Origin of the sequence: Streptomyces sp. NPDC005438 (assembly GCF_040606315.1) — a bacterium.
In the GTDB taxonomy this organism is placed as follows: domain Bacteria; phylum Actinomycetota; class Actinomycetes; order Streptomycetales; family Streptomycetaceae; genus Streptomyces.
On sequence record NZ_JBEXEP010000002.1, the window covers coordinates 476,754 to 492,909 of the forward strand.

Here is a 16,156-nt window from a genome sequence, read left to right on the forward strand (position 1 = left end):
TGACATGACGGAAAGTGATGACTGGGGAGTGGTGGGCGTCGGAATTAGGACACTGCATCGGGTCGTCCAACTCGGCCTCTCTTCGGGGCGGTTGAGGCGCAGTTCAGCGCGGGTTACTCCAGTGGCCCGGGTGGCCCCTCACAACCGGACCACTCCAGGAAACCGCTGGAAAGGCGAGGGCGGGACATGTGGTGAGTGCGGCCGGAAGTGGCCCCATTCGCACCCCGTGTGAACCCGGAGCGGTTACTCTCTGAAACACACACGCCTTACGACCGAAGGGCCGGCATGGAGCCCAACAGTCAACTCAACGCGCTGATAGGCGAGTCAGGCATGTCACGAGCGGGTCTGGCGAGCCGGGTGAACCGACGAGGGGACCAAGTTGGCGTCACTTTGCGTTACGACCACACGGCCGTCGCCCGCTGGGTCAAGGGCCAACGTCCGCGCGGCCGGGTGCCCGAGCTGATATGTGAGGTGTTGGGCGAACGCCTCTCCCGCACGCTCACCCTGGACGACATCGGCATGGGCGCCTCCGCGCCGGCCGTACCGCCTCCCACCGAGGGCGAGTTGCGCCGCTTCGTGGAACGGGCCCCCGTGCTGTGGCGCTGGGACGAGCCCCACCCCGACCAGTCCGGGCCGCCCCTGCTGGACGGCGCCGCCGCCGTGGCGCCCGTCTGGGAGTGGGAGAACCCTCCCGAGGACGTGGACGTCGCCCACCGGGGCACCTGCCGGGTCAGCCCCGGGGACGTGACCGTGCTCCGCGCGGCCCGCGCCCACTACGAGCAGCTGTACCGCAACGCCGGAGGGGTCGCCACGCGCCCCCGGGTGGTCGGGTTCCTCACCCACTCCGTGGCCCCGCTGCTGGCCGGGGAGTACGACGACGCCACCGGCCGCGCCCTGCACCGGGCCAGCGGTTCCCTGGCCGCCCTGACCGGGGTCTGCGCCTACGACGGCGACGCCCAGGGCCTCGCCCAGCGCTACTTCCACCAGGCCCTCCGGCTCGCCAAGGCCTCCGGTGACCGCCCCTTCGGCGGCTATGTGGTCGCCCTGCTGGTCAACCAGGCGCTGTTCCTGGGCGACCACCGGCGGGCCCTCGCCTGTGCCGAGGCCGCGTTGCGGGCCGCCGACGGACGGGTCAGCCCCGCGTTGGCCACCGACCTGTACGTGATGCAGGCCACCGCCTACGCGCACCTGGGCGACCGACGGCACGCCCACGACCGGATGCGGGTCGCCGAGTGGCACGCCGGCCGCCTCAGCGACCGGGACGAGCCGGAGGAGATGGGCTACGTCCAACCCGGCCTGTTGGAGGTGCGGTTGGCGGAGGCCCTGCTGGTGCTGGGGGAACTCGGCCCCGCCGCCCGCTACGCCGAGCGGGCCGCCCGGGAGCCCTCGCATGTGCGGGGGACGGTCAACCGGCTGGCGACGCTCACCGACGTCGAGGTCCGGCGCGACGAGCCGGAGCGCGCCGCGGCCACCGCCGACCGGATGGTCGAGCGGGCGAGGGGGATGGAGTCGCAACGGCTGCGTGGCCGGATGCGCGCGGTCCGGGACCGCCTCGCCCAGCACCCGGCCAGTTGCGCGCACGCGGCGGCCGAACGCATCGACGACGCCCTGCGCGTTCCCCTCTGAGCGCCCGGGCGGTGGCGTCCCGGGCGAGGGCCGGGTGGTGCTCCTGGTCGGCCCCGGGCGGTGAGGGTGTCAGGGGGTGGGATGCGCTCCCGACGGTGCGCCCTCGGCTTCGGGGCGGTAGTGGCCTGGAAGGGGAGCGTCCTGGGCGGTGGTGTGTGCCGTACGCGCTTGCGCTTCCGGGCCGGCCTTGGCGCGGTGGGGTCCGGGTGCCGGCCGGCCGGTGTGTGGAGGCCGCAGGTGGCGGCCGGGGGCCCGGGGTTGGTGTCGTCGGTACGGAGCGGTGCGCGCCGGTCGCTGACCAGCGCGCACCCGAGGTCTCACCTCAGAACATCTTGCCGCCGCCCTTGAGGGACGAGTCGCCGTGCTCGGCCACGTGGTCCTCCACCGCCTTGAGCGCCTGCTGCACGTCCTGGGCGGAGCCGGTGCCCTTCTGCTGGGCGTAGTAGGCGACGCCGAGCTTGCGGACCAGCTCCTGGCCGGCGCGCTGCTGCTGCACGTCCGAGAGCTTCTCCTTACCCTGGCTCAGGCCGCGCTGGGCCTGCTCCTTCGCCCGGTCGAGAAAGCCTGCCATGGTGTGTCTCCTTCAGTGGTGTCCGTACTGCGGTACCGCAGCCGGTCAACGACCGCGCACCGTAATCGGTTCCCGTCGCACGGTCGCCAGCAGTGCCGGGACCAACAGTGCTGACAGCGCTCCTACCCCGGCCGTGGCCAGCGACAACATCCCGGTACCGTCGTCGAGATAGGTGCCCCAGCCACCGTTCGCGGAGCCGGCTCGCTGGGTGCCGACCGCGAACCGCACCAGCAGGTAGCCCTCGGCCAGGGTCAGCAGCAGCGCGGCCGAGGGGGCGAAGGCCCGGCCCGCCCAGAGGGCGAGCCCCACCAGCACCATGCCGAGGGCCAGGGCGGCCTCGGGGAACTCCCAGGCCGAGCCCTCCAGGACGGCCGGGGCGGAGGAGTCCACCAGGTTCCGCGCGTACCCGGTGAAGGAGGCGTCGCTCACCCACAGGTTGCGTGCCGTCCAGCCGAGCCGGAGCGCTCCGTACCCCAACAGCAGGGCGCCGGCGAACCGTTGGGCCCCGCGTGGCCCACCCCGGGGCGGTTCGTGCCCGGTACGGGTCAGCAGCACCAGCACCACCAGGGCGCCCAGCAGCCCGGCCCAGCGCAGCAGCGGTATCCACACGCCCTCCTCCACGCCGCCGTACACCGAGGGCGAGCCCTGGGCACGCATCCCCAGCAGTTCCCGGACCGACAGGGCGGCCAGCACCCAGGCCAGCACCAGCGCGGCGCCCCGGGAGTGGGGGCGGTGGAACAGGGCGCCCAGCCCCGCCACCAGCAGGGCCGCGACGAACACCCAGACGTAGGGCGACTCCGGGGTGGCCCCCAGGTCGGCGGTGGGGTCCACCAGTCCGCGCGGCAGGGAGCCGAGGGCGCTCCCCAGGTCGCCGTCCTGCCAGGCGCGCAGTGCCTGGCGTCCGGCGAGCAGACCACCGTAGGCCAGCAGGACGAAGCCGCTGACCACGTAGGCGCCCCGGCCGGAACGCGGGGCGCGGTGTCTGCGGAGTTGGACGGTCTGGTGGTCCTGGTGAGAGTGCACGGGTTCTCCCTGGCGGATGGCTGCACCGGGTGCGCGGTGGCCTGCTGTGGTGCCTCAACTCCCGCCCTACGCCAAGGCGTTGGCTGAGTGTAGTCACGCGCTCACTGTGTGGGTAGTCCCCCTGATGGGGGACCCGCACACCGTACGGGGCGGATTCGGCCACCGGACCGGTCACCTCTAGCGTGAACCCCCATGAACAGCTACGCGTCGGACGCCGAGCACCCGCAGCGGCGTTGGGGAGCGGTGGGCCTGGTCCTCGGCTCCGCGTTCTCCCTCCAGTTCGGCGCCGCCCTGGCCGCCTCCCTGTTCTCCCGCGCCGGACCGCTGGGCGTGGTCGCGCTCCGGCTGGGCTTCTCCGCGCTGCTGCTGCTCGCGGTGTGCCGGCCCGCCGTGCGGGGGTACCGGCGCGCGGACTGGATCTCCGTGGTGGGGCTGGGCCTCGCCCTGGGGGCCATGAACAGCCTCATCTACCAGGCCATCGAACGTATCCCCCTGGGTGCCGCCGTCACCCTGGAACTGCTCGGCCCGCTGGTGCTGTCGGTGGTGACCGTACGGCGCTGGAGCGGACTGCTGTGGGCCGTCACCGCGCTGGCCGGAGTGGTGCTGCTGTCCCGGGGCGGACTGGGCGGCGGCCTCGACCCCGTCGGTGCCGCGTACGCCCTGGGCGCCGGCACCATGTGGGTCGCGTACATCCTCTACAACGCCCGGGTGGGCGCCCGTTTCCCCCGGGCCGACGGCCTCGCCCTGGCCATGGCGGTGGCCGCCTGCCTCAGCGTGCCGCTGGGCCTGGCCACCGCCGGCGGGCGGCTGTGGGACCCGGTGGTGCTGGCCCTGGGCGCCGCGGTGGCCGTGCTCTCCTCCGGGGTGCCCTACACCCTGGAGATGCTCGCGCTGCGCCGGCTGTCGCCCGGCACCTTCGCCGTACTGATGAGCCTGATGCCGGCGGTCGCGGCCCTCGCCGGACTGCTGGTCCTGGGGCAACGGCTGGGCCCGCCCGAACTGTTCGGCATCGGGCTGGTGATCCTCGCCAGTGCCGGCGCGGTACGCGCCAGCCGGCCGATACCCCCGGCCGCGTAGGCTGATCACGTGGGTGAACAGCGGTACGAGGCGGAAGCCGGGGAGCGGGCCGACGCCCCGGCCGTCCACTGGACGGAGAACGGGACCGAACGGTCCGCCCGTTGGCGTTCGCACAACGGTGCCCGCCCACCCTCCCGGGTGCGGGTGGTGGACGACCGGATCACCGCCGACGCCGCCTACAAGCTCGCCTGCGAGGGCACCGCCCTGCTCTGGCGCGGCGACTACCACGGCGCCGTACAACTGCTCGGCGCGCTCACTCGACGGCTGGACCGCAAACGGCGCCGGCCCCCCGCGCCGGACTCCGGGCCTGCCCAGCTGTTCCACCAGCACCGGGCCGCCCAGGCCCAACGGGCCCGCATCCTGGGCATGTTGCTGGTCCCCCTGGACGCCGACCACCAGGTGCCGCTGCGCCGCGCCCCCGGGGTCGCCGAGGCCTGCCACGAGGCGTACGGGCCGCCCGAGGGGGAGTCCCTGGTGTCGCTGCGCGAACTGCGGGGCCTGGTCGGCGCCCACGAGTGGCGGCGTCGGGGGGTGCCCGTACCTGCCCTGGACGGTGACCGTGTCCACCCCCACTACGGGGTCTTCTCCCCCCAGCGCGGCGAGTACGTCGACCTGGTGGCCGAGGCGCCGCTGACCGGGCTGCCGGATCGGCCGGACCGGTGCCGCGCGGTCGACGTGGGTACCGGCACCGGGGTGCTGGCGGCCGTACTGGCCCGCCGTGGGCTGGGCCGGGTGCTGGCCACCGACCAGGACCCGGTGGCCCTGGACTGCGCCCGGGACAACCTCGGTCGGCTGGGGTTGGCGGACACCGTCGAGGTGGTACGGGCCGACCTGGTGCCGGCGGGGGAGCGGGCCGCCCTGGTCGTCTGCAACCCGCCCTGGGTGCCGGCCAAGCCGACCTCGGCCGTCGAGCACGCGGTCTACGACCCGGGGAGCCGGATGCTGCGGGGCTACCTCACCCGGCTGACCGGCCACCTGGAACCGGGCGGTGAGGGCTGGCTGATCCTCTCCGACCTCGCCGAACACCTGGGGCTGCGGACCCGTGACCAACTCCTGGGCTGGATCGGTGACGCCGGCCTGGAGGTGGTGGACCGGCTCGACCGCCGGCCCACCCATGCCCGCGCCAGCGACCCGGACGACCCGTTGCACCGGGCCCGTTCGGCCGAGGTGACCTCCCTGTGGCGGCTGCGGGCCGCCGACCGGTAGGGCTCAACTGGTGCCGGCCGCCTGGCGTTTGCGGGCGCGGTAGGCGGCGACGTTGGCGCGGGTGGCGCAGCGGTCGGAGCAGTAGCGGCGGGAGCGGTTGGTCGAGGTGTCGAGGAAGGCGTTGCGGCAGGGGTCGGCCTGGCAGACGCCCAGCCGGTCCACTCCGAGTTCGGTCAGGTGGAAGGCCAGCCCCATGCTGGCCATGGCGGCGTAGGCGGCCGAGGGGCTGGTGGGGTTCTCGGCCAGGTGCATGTGCCAGCGCGGGCGGCCCTCGTCGTCCAGGAAGTCGTGCCCGGAGATCTGCGGGCTGACCGGGAACTCCAGCATCAGGGTGTTCAGCCGCCGTACCGCTCCGTGTTCGTCGCCTTCCTGCGCGGCGGTGAAGACCTTGCGCAGCCGGGTGCGGACGGTGCGGATCCGGGCCACGTCGGTGTCGGTGGCTCCCCTGGTCATGAAGCCCTCGCCGAGGAACTTCCGCACCGCCACCAGGTCCCGCAGGGTGTCCTCGCCGCGCTCGGGCTGCTCGGTGTTGACCAGTTGCACGGCCATGTCTGCGTAATGGCTGAGTTCCACTTGAGATCCTTACAGGGGTGTCCTAGGGTGCGTAATGACCCAAGAGCTTTGAGGGTATTACGTGGGTGGTGGGTCCGCCCCGCGAGTCCAGGAGGGGACATGGCGACACGGACGCCGATCGGCGCCAACTGGCATGAATGGCAGAAGAGTTGGGACCTCCAACAACAGTGGTACCTGCCGGACCGCGAGGAACGCTTCCGGGTGATGCTCGACCTCACCGAAGCCCTCGCGGGCGACGCTCCCCGGGTGCTCGACCTGGCCTGCGGCACCGGCAGCATCACCGCCCGGGTGCTGGACCGGTTCCCCGGGGCACGGTGCGTCGGAGTGGACCTCGACCCCGCGCTGCTCACCATCGCACGCGGCACCTTCGAGGGCGAGCCCCGCGCCGAGTTCCACACCGTCGACCTCCTCGACCCCCGGTGGCGGGAGCGGCTTCCCGGCGGCACCTTCGACGTGGTGCTGACGGCCACCGCGCTGCACTGGCTGCGGGCCGAACCCCACGCCCAGCTGTACCGGCAGCTGGCCGAACTGCTGCCCACCGGAGGCGTGTTCCTCAACGCCGACCACATGCCGGACCAGGACACCCCGCGTATCGGATCGGCCGTCGACCAGTACGAGACCGCGCGCCGGGAGGCCGCCAGGGAGGCCGGCTCTCTGGACTGGGCCGACTGGTGGCGGCAGCTCGCCGACGACCCGGCCCTGGCCGAACAGGCCGAGGCCAGGTTCCGGGTGCTGGGCGACCCGCGCGTACAGCCCAGTGACCACGCGCACGGCGAGATCCAGTCGCTGGAGTGGCACCTGGAGAAGCTGCGCGAGGCCGGTTTCGACGAGGTCCGCGCGGTGTGGCGGTCCATCACGGACGCCTGTGTGCTCGGCCTGAAGTAGCCGGCCCCGCCGCCGCGCCTCGGGCCGGTGGAACTCCGGGCCGGTCCACGACCGGTGGCCGTCCACCCCGCGTGGGAGGGACGGCCACCGGTCGTCGGTCGTCGGAGAGGCGTTCAGCGACGGGCCACGCCCTCGGCGCGGGCCGCTGCCGCCACCGCCGAGGTCACCGCCGGCGCCACCCGCTCGTCGAAGGGGGAGGGGATGATCCGCTCCGGGCTCAACTCCTCGGACACCACCGCCGCCAGGGCTTCGGCGGCGGCGAGCTTCATCCCCTCGGTGATGTCCTTCGCCCGCACCTGGAGCGCTCCGGCGAAGACGCCGGGGAAGGCCAGCACGTTGTTGATCTGGTTCGGGTAGTCGCTCCGTCCGGTGGCCACCACCGCCGCGTGCCGGTTGGCCACCTCGGGGTGGATCTCCGGGTTGGGGTTGGCCATCGCGAAGATGAAGCAGCCCTCGGCCATGCTGGCCACCGCCGTCTCGGAGACGGTGCCCCCGCTGACGCCGATGAACACGTCCGCCCCGCCCAGCGCCTGTTCCAGACTGCCGCTGAGGTTCGCCTTGTTGGTGAAACCGGCGAGCTGCCACTTGGTGTCGGTGAGGTCCGTACGGTCGGTGGAGACCACGCCCTTGCGGTCGCACACCGCCACATCGCCGATGCCGGCCTCCACCAGGATCTTGGCGATCGCCATGCCGGCGGCTCCGGCGCCGGAGATCACCGCCCGCAGTTCGCCCAGCGCCCGGCCGGTGAGGCGGGCGGAGTTGCGCAGCGCGGCCAGGGTGACGATGGCGGTGCCGTGCTGGTCGTCGTGGAAGACCGGGATGTCCAGCCGCTCGCGGAGGCGGCGCTCGATCTCGAAGCAGCGGGGCGCCGAGATGTCCTCCAGGTTCACGCCGCCGAAGGAGGGGGCGATCCGCGCCACGGTGTCCACGATCTCGTCGACGTCCTGGGTGTCCAGTGCCACCGGCACCGCGTCCACCCCGCCGAACTCCTTGAAGAGGATGGCCTTGCCCTCCATCACCGGCAGGCTGGCGCCGGGGCCGATGTCCCCCAGGCCCAGCACCGCGCTGCCGTCCGTGACGACGGCCACCACCTGGGACTTCCAGGTGTAGTCATGCACCAGTTCCGGTTCCTCGGCGATGGCGCTGCACACCTTCGCCACGCCGGGTGTGTACGCGAGGGACAGGTCGTCCGCGTCCTTGACCGGCACTGTCGACCGCACGGCCATCTTGCCGCCACGGTGGAGCGCGAAGGCCGGGTCGATCGCGTTGTCGTCCAACGTGTCCTCTGAGTTGACGATCTCCGCTGCCACTTGAGTGGACCCCTTTGTCGAATTCTCTGTTGAGGGTGGGCCGGCCCCTTGGTGGAGGGGGCGCGCGGGCACCACGTCCGCTCGCTGGCCCACGGTTGAGCCGCGGCCAGGGGCTACGGACGCCGGGCGCGCCGCACACGCGCCCTGGTCCCCGGGTGAGGGGTGTAATCGACCTTTTTACCGGACGCGCGCTGTCGGTGACGACCACCTTTGTCGCAGCTCACTTTCATCATCGGGCAAATCCGGTCATTCGGCCGGTCGGTACGGGCTCCGCCGGCGTACGGTTTCGGCCCTTCTCACCCCTCGGACCCCGCGGGCCCCGGCCGTCGCGGCAAGCCGCCCCGACCCACGCCCGCATCGCCCACCGGGCCGGACCCTGGTGGCGGGGGCCAACCCCGGCTAGCGTCGGATCATGTTCGCCGTCTACGCCTCAGCCATGGACTTCGACCACCCGCTCAACGGCCTGGAGTGGGGTGAGCGCCCCGAGCCGGACGTACCCCCGGGGTGGACCACCGTCGACGTCCGGGCCGCCAGCCTCAACCACCACGACCTGTGGTCGTTGCGCGGGGTCGGCCTGGACCCCGAGTACCTGCCGATGATCCTGGGCTGCGACGCCGCGGGGCTGGACGCCGACGGCAACGAGGTCGTGGCGTACCCGGTGGTGGGGGCGACCGGACACGGGGTCGGACCCCGGGAGACGCCGACCATCCTCACCGAGCGGTACCAGGGCACCCTGGCCGAACGGGTCGCCGTACCACAGTGGAACCTGGTGCCCAAGCCGCCCGAGCTGAGCTTCGCCGAGGCCGCCTGCCTCCCCACGGCCTGGCTGACCGCCTACCGGATGCTGTTCACCAAGGCCGAGGTGCGCCCCGGGGACAGCGTGCTGGTGCAGGGGGCCGGTGGCGGGGTGGCCACCGCCGCGATCGTGCTGGGCGCGGCGGCCGGGCTGCGGATGTTCGCCACCAGCCGGGACGAGGAGAAGCGCCGGCGCGCACGGGAACTGGGCGCCGAGGGGGTGTTCGAGGCCGGCGCCCGACTGCCGCACCGGGTGGACGCCGTGCTGGAGACGGTGGGCGCCGCCACCTGGTCGCACTCCCTGAAGTCGCTGGCGACCGGCGGGACCGTGGTGATCTCCGGCGCCACCTCGGGGCCGAACCCCCCGTCCGGTGAGCTGAACCGCCTGTTCTTCCGGGAACTGCGGGTGCTGGGCTCCACCATGGGCACCAAGGAGGAGCTGCAGGGGCTGTTGAACTTCTGCGTGGCCAAGGGCGTGCGCCCGGTCATCGACTCCACCTACCCGATGGACCGGCCACGGGAGGCCTTCGAGCGGCTCGCCGGGGGAGAGGTGTTCGGCAAGGTCGTACTGGAACGCTGAGCCGGACCGGAACCCCGACCAGCCGGCCCCGACGCCGCACGGGCGCCGGGGCCAGCCGCCTGAGGGTCAGTCCTCCCGCGCGGGACGGAGTACGGCCCCGATGTGGGCGGCGGCGTCGGCCAGTTGGCGACGCGCCTCCCGGAACTGCTCCCCGGTGACCCCCTCGTCCCGGGCGGCGTCCCGTACCTCGTCCCGGAAGCGGTCCAGCAACCGCTCCAGGTCGCGGGCCGGGTCGTCGCCGGGCTCCTCGTCGGCCCACTCGGGGCGGTGCCGGTCCTCGGCGCCGTCCCCCTCCGGGCCCTCCTCCCGGGGACGCTCGTGGGGTGGGCGGGACGCCCCGAACGGGGGCCAGGAACCGCCCTGCCCGGTGAACCGGCCCAGGCCGCCCATCTCCCGCGCCAGTTCGGCCATCCCGTCCCGTACCGCGCTCTGCCAGTCGCCCTGCTGTACGTGGGAGTGCACCTGCTCCTGGACCCTGCGGGCGATCCGCTGGATCTCCTCGGCGGCCTCCGCCTGGGCGTCCCGGGCCGCCCGCTCCCGGGCCCGCCGGGCCTCCCGCTGCGCCCTGAGGGTCTGTTCGCGGGCCTTGCGGGTCTGCTCCCGCCACTCGGACTTGGCGCGCTTGAGGTCCTCCTTGACCTGCCGCCAGGCCTCCCGGTCCTCCCAGGGGGGCGCGGCCGGGCCACGGCCTGACCGTCCCCTGCGGTCGTTCCCGGTGCCGGAGTCGCCCCGGCTCTGGGCGGCCAGGGCCTCCTCGCGCATCCGTTCCCGCAAGTCCTCGGCGGAACCACTGACGTCCTCGCGGATGTCGGCGGCCAGGGAGGACAGCGACTCGTGGATCTCCAGCTCCAGTTCGGCCAACTCGCCCTTGCGGTCCGCGAGTTCGGCACGGCCGCGTTCGGTGATCGAGTACACCTTGCGACCGCCCTGAGTGGTGTGGGTGACCAGCCCCTCGTCGGACAGCTTGGCGAGCCGGGGGTAGACCGTGCCGGCGGAGGGGGCGTAGAGGCCCTGGAACCGCTCCTCCAGGAGCCGGATCACCTCGTAGCCGTGGCGGGGGGACTCGTCGAGCAGTTTCAGCAGGTACAGCCGCAGCCGGCCGTGGGCGAAGACGGGAGGCATGGTCACACTTCCTTGTCCAGCGAGGGCCCGGTCGAGGGCGATTCTGAGTCGGTGTCGGAACCGATGTCGGAACCGGTGTCGGCGTCCGCGCCCTCGTCGGCGCTCTCTTCGGCGCTGTCGTCGGGACGGCCGAGCAGGGAGATGGAGCCGGAGACGGTGGTGGCTCGCAGGCGTCGACCGCCCGAGCCCAGCTCCCCGGTCAGTTGCCTGGTGCCGCAGCCTCCACTCACCCGTAGCTCGTCGAAGGTGTGCGCCAGCTTGCCGCTGGTGGTGTTGGCCTCCACCGCCGTGTCGCTCTCCCGGGGGAGGCGGATCACGATCTCCCCCGAGACGCTCTTGAGGGTGAGCCCGGCCCCGCCCTCCGTCACGTCGACCAGGGTGTCGCCGGTGACCGACTCGGTGTCGAGGGCCAGGGAGCCGATCTCCATCGCGGTGAGCCGGCCGGAGACGGTACGGACGGCCAGGCTTCCCCGGCCCCCGCGTACCTCGATGTCGCCGTTGACGGTGTCCACCCGTACCGCGCCCTCGGTGCCGGTCAGGGTCAGGCCACCGGTGACGCCGCGCACCCTGGTGGTGCCGGTGAGTCGGGAGACCACGGCGTCGGCGTGCACCACGCTGAGCCGGGTGGGGGTGGCCGCCGGTACGGCCAGGGTGACCTCGACGAGGTGGCCCCAGGCGTCCCACTCGCGGTCCATCCAGCCGAGCAGGTGGTGACGGAGCCGGGCGATGAGGTCGTGCTCGAACAGTTCGCGGTACCCGAGGCGAACCACTCCGTCCTCCTGGCGCAGCACCACCTCCGGCCCGTTGATCCGGGTCACCTCGATCCGGGCGGTGTCGTCGTCGGTGCCCACGACACTGACGGTTCCGCCGACCAGGCGGATGTCCAACTCCGTTACGGGGTCGGTGAGTTCGATGGTCTGTGGAGCGGACAGCTCCCACTCGGTCTGACTGCGTGTGGACACGGTGACCTCCCCGACGGCTGACGCTCAACGACATATCGCGTCTCTGTTGAAAGACGATATATCGCGTACGGTGTCTGTCAAGCGGACCCGGTCTCCGAGCCCGGAGGTGTACGGCTGCCGAGTGGCCGTACGCGGGACCCCGACCAGCGGACCCCGCCTCGGTGCTCCGGGACCCGGCGCCCGGTCCGGCCCGGTGCCGCACGCCGCACGCCGGACGACGCCAGCCGGAGAGGCGGGCGGCCCCTGGCCGGCCACGTCCAGACATGGGCGCGGCGTCGAGGCGCGAGGTTCCCGACGGCGGGGAGGGCACGGGTGGCCCGGGCGGCCACGACGCGCGGTCGCACAGGGCCCGGCCGTCTCGGGCGGCTGCCAACCGAGCTGCGGTCAGGGGGGACGCTCGCGGAGCCGTGGGCAGTGGGCGACTCCTGCCCCGAGGGCGCGCTGGCTCCAGCGGGCGCGGACACCCCGAGGACGCCCCCGACCGCCACCGGACGGGCTCCGTGGCAGGGGCGGATGGACGGGGCTCAACGGGCAGGTGGCGGGCGGGTGTTGGGCCCGTGTGGTGGCGCTGGTCTGTGGTCCGCGAGGGGTGTGGGGCCGGTCAGCTCCGCGTGGTCGGTGACCTTGGCGGGGTCTTCGGGTGGGCGGGCTTCAACGGGCAGGTGGGTGGCGGGTGTTGGGCCCGTGTGGTGGCGCTGGCTTGTGGTCCGCGAGGGGTGTGGGGCCGGTCAGCTCCGCGTGGTCGGTGACCTTGGTGGGGTGTTCGGGTGGGCGGCCGTCCTCCCGACGGTGAGACCCGGTGGGGCGGATGGGCAGGGCCTGGGCCTCAACGGGTGGACGCGTGGCGGGCGTCGGGCATGGTCCGCGAGGGGGCCGGTCAGCTCCGCTCAGCCAGCCGTACCGGCCCCAGGCCGGTACGGCTCCCACTCCGGTTGGCGGGTGACGAGGGGGTGAACGGGACCGGTGCGGACGTCGGTACGGCACGGTCACCGGGCCGGCGGACCGTACCCGTGCGGCGGCCGTACGGGGACGGGGAGGTGCCCCCGGTCAGTGCCCGGTCAGTCCTCGTCCTCGTCGTCGTCCAGCCGGGCCAGCCAGGTCGCCAGCCGCTCCACGGGGACCTCGAAGTCGGGGTTGAGGTCCACGAAGATCCGCAGTTGCTCGGCCAGCCAGTCGAAGCTGACCTCCTCTTCCCCGCGCCGCTCGGCCAGCTCCTCGATGCCGCGATCGGTGAAGTACAAGGCGTGCTCCCGTGGTGCCCGGACTGATCTGGTCCCGTTCAGCTTAGGCGGGCCAGGGGGCCGGGCGCGCACCCCGGTCACCCTCGTCCCCGGGTGCCGTGCGCGGCCGGTGACCTCGTACCCCGCCGGTCGGGCCGGGAGGTGACCGGCCCACCGTGAGACGGCGGTTGCCGGACGGTCGGGGCGTTCCTAGCCTGACGCCATGACCTCCCCGGACGCCCCGAGCGGCTCCCCGACCCGCACCGCGCCCCGTCACACGGCCGGCCACCCGGCCAGCCCGCCGACCGGCACCACGATGACCGTCGCCGTGGTGCAGGCGGCGGCCCCGTTGTTCGACACCGCGACCGGGGTGGCCCGGGTTGAGGAACTGACCCGGGAGGCGGTGGAGCGGGGTGCCCGGCTGGTGGTGTTCCCGGAGGCCTTCCTCGGCGGCTACCCCAAGGGGATCGACTTCGGTGTCACCGTGGGCAGTCGTACGCCGGCCGGCCGCGAACTGTTCCGCCGCTACCACGCCTCGGCCGTCGAGGTGCCCGGCCCGGAGGTGGAGGCGGTGGCCGCCGTCACCCGGGAGCTGGGGTGCCACAGCGTGGTCGGCGCCATCGAACGCCAGGGCGCCACCCTCTACTGCGTCGCCCTCTACTTCGGCCCCCAGGGATACCTGGGCCTGCACCGGAAGCTGATGCCCACCGCCGCCGAACGCTATCTGTGGGGTCAGGGCGACGGTTCCACCCTTCCCGTGTTCGACACCGGCAGCGCGCGCCTGGGCGCGGCCATCTGCTGGGAGAACTACATGCCGCTGTTCCGAACAGCCATGTACGCCAAGGGAGTTGACCTGTGGTGCGCCCCCACCGTGGACGACCGTGACGGTTGGCAGGCCACCATGCGCCACATCGCCCTGGAGGGCCGCTGTTTCGTCCTCAGTGCCTGCCCCCACCTCCGCCGCGACGCCCTGCCGCCCGAGGTGGTCCCGGTCCAGGGCGACGCGCCCGACACGGTGCTGATCGGTGGCGGCTCGGTCATCGTGTCCCCGCTCGGGGAGGTGCTGGCCGGCCCCCTGCGGGACGGTGAGGGCATCCTGACCGCCACCCTCGACCTGGACGAACTCGCCCGTTCCCGCTTCGACTTCGACCCCACCGGCCACTACTCCCGCCCCGACGTGTTCACCCTCCAGGTGGACGAGTCCGCCCGCCGTACGGTCAGGACCGCGCCCCCCGAACCGTCACCCGGGTGACCTCGGGTGCCCCGGGGGTATCGGAGCGGGGCCGGATCACTCCCGCTCAGGGGCGGTGTGGGCCAGGAACAGGTCCCGGCCGGGGGAGGGGAGGCGGGAGGGCCACAGGGCCAGGACCGGGACCAGCACGGTCGGCTCCAGGTCCAGCACCCGTACCCGCCCGCCCAGGGCCTCGCCGGCCGGATCGGTGACGAAGGCGACGTGCTGGCCCCCGACCACGGCGGTGAGGGGCGGGGTGCCCTGCACCGGGTTGCGCTCCACCCGGGGTTCGACCCCGGCCTGGCGGCACAGGCCCAGCAGCAGGTCGGTGTAGCCGGAGGTACCGGGGTGCCCCCACACCATCACCCGCTCCCCCCTCAGGTCGGCGAGGGTGACCTGGTCCCGGTCGGCGAGCCGGTGGCCGGATGGTACGGCCAGCCGCAGCCGGTGGCTGGCCACCTGGGCCCGGGCCAGCCCCGGGTCCACGGACATGGCCCGGCTGAGGCCGACGTCCAGCTCGCCCCGGCGCAGCCGTTCCCGCAGCTCGTCCGGGAAGAACTGCCGTACCTGGGTGTGGACCCCGTGGTCCTCGACCCGGGCCCCGGTCAGCAGTCCGACCACCTCCTCGGCGGTGACGGCCGGGGTGTGGCCGATGCGCAGCAGTTCCCGTTCGTCCCGGCCGACCCTCCGGGCCCGGTCCAGCGCGGCCCGCGCCTGGGTGGACAGGGCCCGGGCGTCCTCGACGAGGGCCCGGCCGGCCGGGGTGGGGACGACCCGCTGGTGCCCGCGCTCCAACAGCCGTACCCCGACCTGGCGTTCGAGGGTGCGGACGGAGGTGCTGAGGGCCTGCTGGCTCATGTGGAGGCGGCCGGCGGCCCGGGTGAACCCGCCCTCCTCGGCCACCGCGACCAGATGCTCCAGTTTCCGCAGGTCCAGGGTCACGTGGCGTCCTCGGCGGGGTGTCAGCGGGTGGTGTAGCCGCCGTTGGCGAACAGGGTCTGTCCGGTGATCCAGCCGCCCTCGGTGGCCAGGAACCGCACCAGGGGCGCGATGTCCTCCACCAGTGTGAGCCGGTTGCCCAGCGCCTGCGACTTGTGGAACTCCACCCGTTCCGGGGTTTCCTGCGGGTAGAAGAACGGGGTGTCCATGGGGCCGGGGGCCACGTTGTTGACCGAGATGCCACGGTCGGCGAACTCCTTGGCCGCCGCCCTGGTGAAGTGCTCCAGCGGGGCCTTGGCGCCGGCGTAGGTGGAGTAGCCGTCGGTGAAGGCGGCCAGCAGCGAGGTCACCAGGTTGATGATCCGGCCGCCGTCGTTGAGCCGGGCGCCGGCCTCCTGGAGGAAGAAGTACGCGGCCTTCGCGTTGATCGCGAACATCCGGTCGTACTCCTCCTCGGTGGTCTCCAGGATGGGCTTGCGCAGCACCATGCCCGTGGTGTTCACCGCCACGTCCACCCCGCCGAAGGCGTCCGAGGCCTGGTCGAACAGCCGGCGCACCCCCGCCACCTCGGTCAGGTCCTCGCGGACCAACGCCACCTGCCGGCCGGTGCCACGGACCGCGTCGGCGGTCTTCTCCGCGTCCGGCGCCGTGCCCTCGCCGTGGTAGTGCACCACCACGTTCGCCCCGGCCTCCGCCAGGGTCGTGCTGATCAGGGCGCCCAGGTTCTTGGCGCCTCCGGCCACCAGCGCGGTGGTGCCCTCCAGTGTGCTGTCACCCATGGTGAGGCTCCTCTTCCGTCGGGTTCTTCGTCGGGTACGCGAGCTTCGTCGGGTTACCTGAGCCCGCTCGCGTCGCTCACCTTCGACGCTAGGAGCCGCCGGGCGGGCGGGGGAAACACGAAGATCGGGTGTGCCCATCCAGGGAGTTGATCCCCGCAGGTCACAGGCGTACGAGGAGGCGACGTACGCCACTCGTACGGGTCTGGCCGGACAGTGCGCGAGAGCCGACCCGACCAGTGCGCCCCCGGCCCGGGCGG

At 73.2% G+C, this 16,156-nt stretch carries 15 protein-coding genes; 6 read left to right on the forward strand and 9 right to left on the reverse strand.

Annotated elements, in window-relative coordinates:
- Window positions 1-285 precede the first annotated feature (285 nt).
- On the forward strand, window positions 286-1,626 hold the full coding sequence (locus ABZT14_RS06885) for a transcriptional regulator (RefSeq protein WP_356298030.1): 1,341 nt from the start codon (window positions 286-288) through the stop codon (window positions 1,624-1,626).
- A 322-nt stretch (window positions 1,627-1,948) separates the two neighbouring features.
- Here the strand turns inward: ABZT14_RS06885 and ABZT14_RS06890 are convergent, their stop codons facing one another.
- A complete protein-coding gene (locus ABZT14_RS06890) occupies window positions 1,949-2,197 on the reverse strand; it encodes a hypothetical protein (protein WP_356298032.1) in 249 nt (82 codons plus the stop codon).
- 45 nt (window positions 2,198-2,242) lie between these two features.
- Window positions 2,243-3,220 (reverse strand): hypothetical protein, encoded by a 978-nt coding sequence (locus ABZT14_RS06895; protein ID WP_356298034.1) that lies wholly within the window; start codon window positions 3,218-3,220, stop codon window positions 2,243-2,245.
- A gap of 192 nt (window positions 3,221-3,412) precedes the next feature.
- Here ABZT14_RS06895 and ABZT14_RS06900 point away from each other — a divergent pair, with 192 nt between their 5' ends.
- Both ABZT14_RS06900 and ABZT14_RS06905 read left to right on the forward strand, forming a co-directional pair.
- Complete coding sequence (locus ABZT14_RS06900) at window positions 3,413-4,297, forward strand: EamA family transporter (RefSeq protein ID WP_356298036.1); 885 nt, start codon at window positions 3,413-3,415, stop codon at window positions 4,295-4,297.
- A gap of 9 nt (window positions 4,298-4,306) precedes the next feature.
- Window positions 4,307-5,503 carry a class I SAM-dependent methyltransferase gene (locus tag ABZT14_RS06905; protein ID WP_356298038.1) on the forward strand — a complete coding sequence of 399 codons (1,197 nt, stop codon included), beginning with the start codon at window positions 4,307-4,309 and terminating at the stop codon, window positions 5,501-5,503.
- 3 nt (window positions 5,504-5,506) lie between these two features.
- Here ABZT14_RS06905 and ABZT14_RS06910 read toward each other — a convergent pair whose 3' ends face one another.
- Window positions 5,507-6,076 carry a CGNR zinc finger domain-containing protein gene (locus ABZT14_RS06910; protein WP_356298040.1) on the reverse strand — a complete coding sequence of 190 codons (570 nt, stop codon included), beginning with the start codon at window positions 6,074-6,076 and terminating at the stop codon, window positions 5,507-5,509.
- Window positions 6,077-6,175: 99 nt separating this feature from the next.
- On the opposite strand from ABZT14_RS06910, the gene ABZT14_RS06915 reads away from it, so the two are divergent.
- Complete coding sequence (locus ABZT14_RS06915) at window positions 6,176-6,961, forward strand: class I SAM-dependent methyltransferase (protein ID WP_356298042.1); 786 nt, start codon at window positions 6,176-6,178, stop codon at window positions 6,959-6,961.
- A 113-nt stretch (window positions 6,962-7,074) separates the two neighbouring features.
- On the opposite strand, the gene ABZT14_RS06920 is transcribed toward ABZT14_RS06915, so the two are convergent.
- The gene (locus ABZT14_RS06920) at window positions 7,075-8,271 is read right to left on the reverse strand and encodes an NADP-dependent malic enzyme (protein ID WP_356298044.1); all 1,197 of its coding nucleotides are present in this window, start codon (window positions 8,269-8,271) and stop codon (window positions 7,075-7,077) included.
- Between the two features lie 412 nt (window positions 8,272-8,683).
- On the opposite strand from ABZT14_RS06920, the gene ABZT14_RS06925 reads away from it, so the two are divergent.
- Window positions 8,684-9,646, forward strand: coding sequence for a zinc-binding dehydrogenase (locus tag ABZT14_RS06925; RefSeq protein ID WP_356298046.1), 963 nt, complete (start codon window positions 8,684-8,686; stop codon window positions 9,644-9,646).
- 66 nt (window positions 9,647-9,712) lie between these two features.
- On the opposite strand, the gene ABZT14_RS06930 is transcribed toward ABZT14_RS06925, so the two are convergent.
- From ABZT14_RS06930 to ABZT14_RS06940, 3 genes are all read right to left on the reverse strand, one after another.
- Complete coding sequence (locus ABZT14_RS06930) at window positions 9,713-10,768, reverse strand: PadR family transcriptional regulator (RefSeq protein WP_356298555.1); 1,056 nt, start codon at window positions 10,766-10,768, stop codon at window positions 9,713-9,715.
- A 2-nt stretch (window positions 10,769-10,770) separates the two neighbouring features.
- Window positions 10,771-11,730, reverse strand: a complete 960-nt coding sequence (locus ABZT14_RS06935; protein WP_356298048.1) for a DUF4097 family beta strand repeat-containing protein — start codon at window positions 11,728-11,730, stop codon at window positions 10,771-10,773.
- Window positions 11,731-12,788: 1,058 nt separating this feature from the next.
- The gene (locus tag ABZT14_RS06940; protein WP_356298049.1) at window positions 12,789-12,971 is read right to left on the reverse strand and encodes a DUF6104 family protein; all 183 of its coding nucleotides are present in this window, start codon (window positions 12,969-12,971) and stop codon (window positions 12,789-12,791) included.
- A gap of 202 nt (window positions 12,972-13,173) precedes the next feature.
- Between ABZT14_RS06940 and ABZT14_RS06945 the strand changes: the two genes are divergently transcribed.
- Complete coding sequence (locus tag ABZT14_RS06945; protein WP_356298051.1) at window positions 13,174-14,202, forward strand: carbon-nitrogen hydrolase family protein; 1,029 nt, start codon at window positions 13,174-13,176, stop codon at window positions 14,200-14,202.
- Between the two features lie 36 nt (window positions 14,203-14,238).
- Here ABZT14_RS06945 and ABZT14_RS06950 read toward each other — a convergent pair whose 3' ends face one another.
- Both ABZT14_RS06950 and ABZT14_RS06955 read right to left on the reverse strand, forming a co-directional pair.
- The gene (locus ABZT14_RS06950; protein ID WP_356298053.1) at window positions 14,239-15,123 is read right to left on the reverse strand and encodes a LysR substrate-binding domain-containing protein; all 885 of its coding nucleotides are present in this window, start codon (window positions 15,121-15,123) and stop codon (window positions 14,239-14,241) included.
- Window positions 15,124-15,143: 20 nt separating this feature from the next.
- Window positions 15,144-15,899, reverse strand: coding sequence for an SDR family oxidoreductase (locus ABZT14_RS06955; RefSeq protein WP_356298055.1), 756 nt, complete (start codon window positions 15,897-15,899; stop codon window positions 15,144-15,146).
- Window positions 15,900-16,156 lie beyond the last annotated feature (257 nt).

Bases quoted from the DNA above. Each gene is read 5' to 3' on its own strand.
- ABZT14_RS06885 (WP_356298030.1), top strand. From the start codon at position 286: ATGGAGCCCAACAGTCAACTCAACGCGCTGATAGGCGAGTCAGGCATG.
- ABZT14_RS06890 (WP_356298032.1), bottom strand. From the start codon at position 2,197: ATGGCAGGCTTTCTCGACCGGGCGAAGGAGCAGGCCCAGCGCGGCCTG.
- ABZT14_RS06900 (WP_356298036.1), top strand. From the start codon at position 3,413: ATGAACAGCTACGCGTCGGACGCCGAGCACCCGCAGCGGCGTTGGGGA.
- ABZT14_RS06915 (WP_356298042.1), top strand. From the start codon at position 6,176: ATGGCGACACGGACGCCGATCGGCGCCAACTGGCATGAATGGCAGAAG.
- ABZT14_RS06925 (WP_356298046.1), top strand. From the start codon at position 8,684: ATGTTCGCCGTCTACGCCTCAGCCATGGACTTCGACCACCCGCTCAAC.
- ABZT14_RS06930 (WP_356298555.1), bottom strand. From the start codon at position 10,768: ATGCCTCCCGTCTTCGCCCACGGCCGGCTGCGGCTGTACCTGCTGAAA.
- ABZT14_RS06945 (WP_356298051.1), top strand. From the start codon at position 13,174: ATGACCTCCCCGGACGCCCCGAGCGGCTCCCCGACCCGCACCGCGCCC.
- ABZT14_RS06955 (WP_356298055.1), bottom strand. From the start codon at position 15,899: ATGGGTGACAGCACACTGGAGGGCACCACCGCGCTGGTGGCCGGAGGC.